The sequence below is a fragment of the Pseudomonas sp. HMWF006 genome, from assembly GCF_003061205.1.
GTDB lineage: Bacteria > Pseudomonadota > Gammaproteobacteria > Pseudomonadales > Pseudomonadaceae > Aquipseudomonas > Aquipseudomonas monsensis.
This window is the reverse complement of the sequence record NZ_QAIU01000433.1, coordinates 1-6,448: the sequence shown is the minus strand read 5'-3', so window position 1 is coordinate 6,448 and position 6,448 is coordinate 1. Positions and strand designations below refer to the sequence as shown.

The window sequence follows — 6,448 nt, the reverse complement described above, 5'->3', positions numbered from 1 at the left end:
CCAGCACGCCCGCCGTTTCGGCCTGTTCGAGCAGGTAGGTGGAGTAGACGAATTCCATGTCGAACGGCGGATCCTTGCGCATCAGGATCACGTCCAGGTCGCTCAGCAGGTTGTCCTGCTCGGCGTCCAGTTCGAACCATTTTTCCGGGTTGGCGAAGACTTTCAGCGGCTTCATGCGCGCCCGCGCCTGGCCTTCGGCCTGATACAGGTCGCGCTGCTCCATGTAGAACAGTTCCCAGCCACGTTTTTGCGCGGCCAGCAGCATGGCCAGCGAGCTATCCTTTTTATAGGAGATGCTGGCGATAGGGTCCATGACAATCCCGACGCGAACGCTCATTGGGTTTTCCTCGAAAATTGGCTACCGGATCGGTATTGAAAAAGTGCCGCCAGAGTGGCTCCGGGCGGGTTTTCGGTCAAGGAAAAACCCGTCGATAGATTGCATCTGGAGACTGTGCTAAAAAGGCTGGCATGCAGCGCTGGCCCTTGAACATCAAGGGTTTCCAGCCATCACTGATAGCAAAACGGACAATTTGATTCGCAAAGGCGACGGTAGAGCCCTCTTATGGAACAGCAGTCCAGCGCCTTGAAGGTCATGGTGATCGACGACTCGAAAACGATTCGTCGCACCGCCGAAACATTGTTGAAAAATGTGGGTTGCGAAGTGATCACGGCGATTGATGGTTTCGACGCGCTGGCGAAAATCGCGGACAACCATCCCGGAATCATTTTTGTCGACATCATGATGCCGCGTCTGGATGGTTATCAGACCTGCGCTTTAATCAAGAACAACAGCGCATTCAAGGCCACGCCGGTGATCATGCTGTCGTCGCGCGACGGGCTGTTCGACAAGGCCAAGGGGCGGATTGTCGGTTCCGATCAATTTTTGACCAAGCCTTTCAGCAAGGAAGAACTGCTTAACGCGATTCAGGCCCATGTTCCGGGCTTCGCCGCCGTTTTGCCGCAGTAAGACACGTACAGTGATGCTCGGCCAGCGGGCCGGGCGTCAACAAGAAAAATGGGGAAAACCATGGCACGTATCCTGATCGTCGATGATTCGCCGACTGAAATGTACAAACTGACCGGCATGCTCGAAAAGCACGGCCACGAAGTACTGAAAGCCGAAAACGGCGCCGACGGTGTCGCGCTGGCCCGTCAGGAAAAACCCGATGCAGTGCTGATGGACATCGTCATGCCCGGCCTCAACGGTTTTCAGGCGACCCGGCAATTGACCAAGGACCCGGACACCGGCCACATCCCGGTGATCATCATCACCACCAAGGATCAGGAAACCGACAAGGTCTGGGGCACCCGTCAGGGCGCCAAGGATTACCTGACCAAACCGGTCGACGAAGACACCCTGATCAAGACCCTGAACAACGTGCTCAAAGACTGATCGCGCAACCATGAGCGAATCGCTGACTGCGTTCGAACTGCTCTGGCAAATCGACCAGCGCTGCCGCTTGCTGGCGGCGGACTTGCCGTCGCAGACCGCGCGCCAGGATCGCTGGAGCGGTATCGGCTTTCGCCTTGGCGAGCATTGGTATGTGGCGCCGATGGGCGAAGTCAGCGAAGTGCTGCACGAGCCGCGCTTCACTCAATTGCCCGGGGTCAAACCGTGGGTCAAAGGGGTGGCTAACCTGCGTGGGCGCTTGCTGCCGATCATGGACCTGTGCGGTTTTTTCGGGCACGAGCTGTCGCCATTGCGTAAACAGCGGCGGGTATTGGTGGTCGAGCATGGCGATGTGTTTGCCGGGCTGATGGTGGACGAAGTCATCGGCCTGCAGCATTTCGAGCAGGACAGCTTCGAACCGATTTCGATCAGCAAGCGCCAGGGTTCCAAGGCCGAGTTCGTCAAAGGCTATTTCCGGCGCGAGCAGAACTGGCGGGTGTTCAGCCTGTTTGTACTGGCTAAATCCCCGGTATTCATGAGCGTCGCAATTTAGTCGAAACAACAGAGAACCCATGTGGGAATGGGCCATGTAATGGTGTGATTCTGTGGCAAGGGAAACCTGTGGCGAGGGGATTTATCCCCGATGGTTGGCGAAGCCGACCCAAAGGCTGCATTCGAGATGTATTTGATACAGCTCGAATCTTGGGGCCGCTGTGCGACCCATCGGGGATAAATCCCCTCGCCACAAAAGCTCCACTTCACAAGGCTAGCTTCTACAGGTGCTTCGGTGAGTTTCAAATTAGGCGAGGACCGATGACAAAAGCAAAAACAGACAAGTCGGCGGAAGGATCGCGCAGTCGCTCGCAGATCATCGTGCTGTTCATCGCACTGATCGTGTTCATCATGCTGCTGTTCGCCAACTTCGCGTACCTCAACACCCAGGCCAACTACGACAAACAGTACATCGGCCACGCCGGTGAACTGCGCGTGCTGTCGCAACGCATCGCCAAGAACGCCACTGAAGCCGCTGCCGGCAAGGCTGCCGCGTTCAAGTTGCTGAGCGATGCGCGCAACGATTTCGCCCAGCGCTGGGGTTACCTGAAGAAAGGCGACCCGGCCACCGGCCTGCCACCGGCCCCGGCCACCGTGCGCCCGGAAATGCGCGCCGTGCAGCTGGATTGGGAACGCCTGCTGAAAAACACCGACGCCATCCTCACCAGCGAACAGACTGTGCTGTCGCTGCATCAGGTCGCCGCGACCCTGGCCGAAACCGTGCCGCAGTTGCAGATCGAATACGAAAAAGTCGTCGAAATCCTCCTCCAGCGCGGTGCTCCGGCGGCGCAAGTGGCAATGGCCCAGCGTCAGTCGCTGCTCGCCGAACGGATCCTCGGCGCGGTCAACACCGTGCTCGCCGGCGACGAAAACTCGCAGCAGGCCGCCGATGCCTTCGGCCGCGACGCCACCCGTTTCGGCCAGGTACTCAACGGCATGCTGCAAGGCAACCCGGCACTGAAAATCAGCCAGGTCGAAGACCGCGATGCCCGCGCACGCCTGAGCGAAATTTCCGAGCTGTTCCAGTTCGTCTCCGGCTCCGTGGACGAAATCCTCGAAACCTCGCCGGAGCTGTTCAAGGTTCGCGAGTCGGCGAGCAACATCTTCAGTCTCTCGCAAACCCTGCTCGACGAAGCCTCGCACCTGGCCACTCGCTTCGAAAACCTTGCCGGCGGGCGCAACACCGACACCATTGGTGGTTACGTCCTCGGTCTACTGGCGCTGGCCTCGATCATCCTTATCGGTCTGGTGATGGTCCGGGAAACCAACCGCCAGTTGCGCGAAACCGCCGAGAAGAATGAGCGCAACCAGAACGCGATCATGCGCCTGCTCGACGAAATCGAAGACCTCGCCGATGGCGACCTCACCGTGACCGCCTCGGTGACCGAAGACTTCACCGGCACCATCGCTGACTCGATCAACTATTCGGTCGACCAACTGCGTGACCTGGTGGCAACCATCAACCTCACCGCCGGCCAGGTCGCCGCCGCCGTGCAGGAAACCCAGGCCACCGCGATGCACCTGGCCCAGGCCTCGGAGCATCAGGCGCAGCAGATTTCCGAAGCCTCGACCGCGATCAGCGACATGGCCGAGTCGATTGATCAGGTGTCGGCCAATGCTGCCGAGTCCTCGGCCGTGGCCGAGCGTTCGGTGGAAATCGCCAACAAGGGCAACGAGGTGGTGCACAACACCATCCACGGCATGGACAACATCCGCGAACAGATTCAGGACACCGCCAAGCGCATCAAGCGCCTCGGCGAGTCTTCGCAGGAGATCGGCGACATCGTCAGCCTGATCGACGACATTGCCGACCAGACCAACATCCTCGCGCTCAACGCGGCGATTCAGGCGTCGCTGGCCGGGGATGCCGGGCGCGGGTTTGCGGTGGTCGCCGATGAAGTGCAGCGACTGGCTGAACGCTCGTCCGCCGCGACCCGGCAGATCGAAACCCTGGTGCGGGCAATTCAGACCGACACCAACGAAGCGGTAATCTCGATGGAGCAAACCACCACCGAAGTGGTGCGCGGCGCACGACTGGCGCAGGATGCCGGGGTGGCCCTGGAAGAAATCGAAGGCGTATCGAAGACCCTCGCGGCGCTGATCCAGAGCATTTCCAACGCGGCGCAACAGCAGACTTCGTCGGCCGGCCAGATTTCCCTGACGATGAACGTGATCCAGCAGATCACCTCGCAGACTTCGTCCGGCTCCACCGCCACCGCCGAGAGCATCGGCAACCTGGCGAAAATGGCCAGCCAGCTGCGCCGTTCGGTATCCGGTTTCACCTTGCCGTCGGCGTCCGCGACGGACAAGGCGTGAGTGGAGTGGTTATGGGTGACCGGCACGACTATGTGGCCCTCGAATGGGTCAAGGGCGAAATTGCCGAAACGCTGAAACAGGCGCATCAGGCAATTGAAGCCGTGCTTGAGGATCCGCAGGCCTCTCCCGGGCTGGACGAGTGCCTGGATTACATCCATCAGGTCCACGGCAGTCTGCAAATGGTCGAGTTCTACGGCGCAGCCTTGCTCGCCGAAGAGATGGAACATCTGGTCGAAGCCTTGCAACACGAGCGCGTCAGCCACCGCGACGAAGCCCTGCACCTGCTGCTGCAAGCCCTTGGGCAATTGCCGATCTACCTCGACCGCGTGCAGGGCGCCCGCCGCGATTTGCCGCTGGTGGTGCTGCCGCTGATCAACGACCTGCGCAGCGCCCGCGGCGAAAGCCTGCTCTCGGAAACCAGCCTGTTCAGCCCGCAACTGCCGCAGCTGCCACCCCTCAGCGCGCAAGCGCTGGCGCTGCTGGAGCCGGCAGACCTGCCGAATGTGCTGCGCAAGTTGCGCCAGATGCTGCAAATGGCCTTGGTCGGTCTGTTGCGCGAGCAGGATGACCAGACGCATCTGGAGTACCTGGCGAAAGTCTTCCAGCGTCTCGAAGCCATGAGCGGCGATGCGCCCTTGAGCCCGTTGTGGCAAGTGGCCTCGGCGCTGGTCGAAGGCATGCGCGAAGGCGCGATCGCCAACAGCCCGGCGCTGCGCAGCCTGTTCAAGGACGCCGACAAGGAACTCAAGCGCCTGCTCGAGCAGGGCATGCGCGGCCTCAACCAGCCGCCCCCTGCGGAGCTGCTCAAAAGCCTGCTGTTCTATATTGCCAAAGCCGAACATCCCACCGGGCAGATGCTGACCATGAAAGATCGCTACTCCCTGGACGACGCGTTGCCCGACAGCGCGATGGTCGACGAAGAACGTGCGCGCCTGGCCTGCCCCGACCGCGATGCGATGCGCTCGGTGCTGGCGGCGCTGTGCGAAGAGCTGGTGCGGGTCAAGGAGCGCCTCGACCTGTTCGTGCGCAGCGACCGTCAGCACACCTCTGATCTGGACAGCCTGCTGGCGCCGCTGCGGCAGATTGCCGACACCCTGGCGGTGCTCGGTTTTGGCCAGCCGCGCAAGGTCATCATTGATCAACTGGCGGTGGTCCTCAGCCTCGCTCAAGGCCAGCGCGAACCGAACGACGCCACGCTGATGGACGTCGCCGGCGCGCTGCTCTACGTCGAGGCGAATCTGGCCGGGATGGTCGGCACCGTGGAAACGGAAAGCCCCGAAGAGGCGCGCCTGCCGACCACCGACCTGACGCAGATCCACCAGATCGTGATCAAGGAAGCGCGCATCTGCCTGCAACAGGCCAAGGACATGATCGTCGACTACATCGACGCCGACTGGGATCGCCAGCACCTGCAAGCGTTGCCGGAGTTGCTGACCCAGGTGCGCGGCGCGCTGGCGATGATTCCGCTGAGCCGGGCGGCCAGTCTGGTCGAGGCCTGCAATGGCTTTATCCGCGAGCATTTACTGCTTGATCCCCACGAGCCGGGCTGGCAGCAACTGGACAACCTCGCCGACGTGATCACCAGCCTCGAGTACTACCTCGAACGTTTGAGCGACGACCCGCAGGCCGCGAGCGAACAACTGCTGGATGTCGCGCAGAAGAGCCTGGCCAGCCTGGGCTACTTTCCTGACGACGCGCCCGGCGCACCGCAGGTGCCAGTGCTCGATGACGTGCTCAGCCCCAGCGAAGCGTTGGTGATGCAAGACCTGCAAGTGCTGGACGACCCCGATATCGTGCAGTCGCTGGCCGAGGTGCTGGCCAGCCCGGTGTCGGCGCTCAACCCGCCGGCCCTGACCACCCCCGGCAGCCTGATGCCGCCACCGGCTGACGAAGAGCCGGTCGACGACGAGCTGCGCGAAGTGTTCCTCGAGGAGACCGACGAAGTCCTCGAAGTCCTCCACGAATACCTGCCGCGCTGGTCGGCCAATCCGCAGGACCGTGCGGCCCTGACTGAACTGCGCCGGGCCTTCCACACCCTCAAGGGCAGCGGGCGCATGGTCCGTGCGCTGGTGCTGGGTGAACTGGCCTGGGCGGTGGAGAACCTGCTCAACCGTGTGCTGGAACAAAGCGTCGAGCCCGGTGCGGTGGTGCCGCAACTGCTCACCGACACGGTGTTGTTGCTCCCGGAAC

The 6,448-nt window shown here is 61.6% G+C and carries 5 protein-coding genes and 1 pseudogene; 5 read left to right on the top strand and 1 reads right to left on the bottom strand.

Going from position 1 to position 6,448, the window contains the following annotated elements:
* Positions 1-337: pseudogene (locus DBR24_RS32725) on the bottom strand (glutathione synthase); the annotation flags it as partial.
* A gap of 225 nt (positions 338-562) precedes the next feature.
* Between DBR24_RS32725 and pilG the strand changes: the two are divergent.
* The 5 genes from pilG to DBR24_RS18225 all read left to right on the top strand — a co-directional run.
* On the top strand, positions 563-967 hold the full coding sequence (gene pilG, locus DBR24_RS18245) for a twitching motility response regulator PilG (RefSeq protein WP_007913673.1): 405 nt from the start codon (positions 563-565) through the stop codon (positions 965-967).
* Between the two features lie 60 nt (positions 968-1,027).
* Complete coding sequence (pilH, locus tag DBR24_RS18240; RefSeq protein WP_123469533.1) at positions 1,028-1,393, top strand: twitching motility response regulator PilH; 366 nt, start codon at positions 1,028-1,030, stop codon at positions 1,391-1,393.
* A gap of 10 nt (positions 1,394-1,403) precedes the next feature.
* Entirely contained in the window at positions 1,404-1,943 is a 540-nt protein-coding gene (locus tag DBR24_RS18235) for a chemotaxis protein CheW (RefSeq protein ID WP_128615446.1), read from the top strand.
* A gap of 260 nt (positions 1,944-2,203) precedes the next feature.
* On the top strand, positions 2,204-4,258 hold the full coding sequence (locus DBR24_RS18230; protein ID WP_123469528.1) for a methyl-accepting chemotaxis protein: 2,055 nt from the start codon (positions 2,204-2,206) through the stop codon (positions 4,256-4,258).
* A gap of 11 nt (positions 4,259-4,269) precedes the next feature.
* Positions 4,270-6,448, top strand: a 2,179-nt coding sequence (locus DBR24_RS18225; protein ID WP_177490615.1) for an Hpt domain-containing protein, incomplete at its 3' end; no start/stop codon positions are given.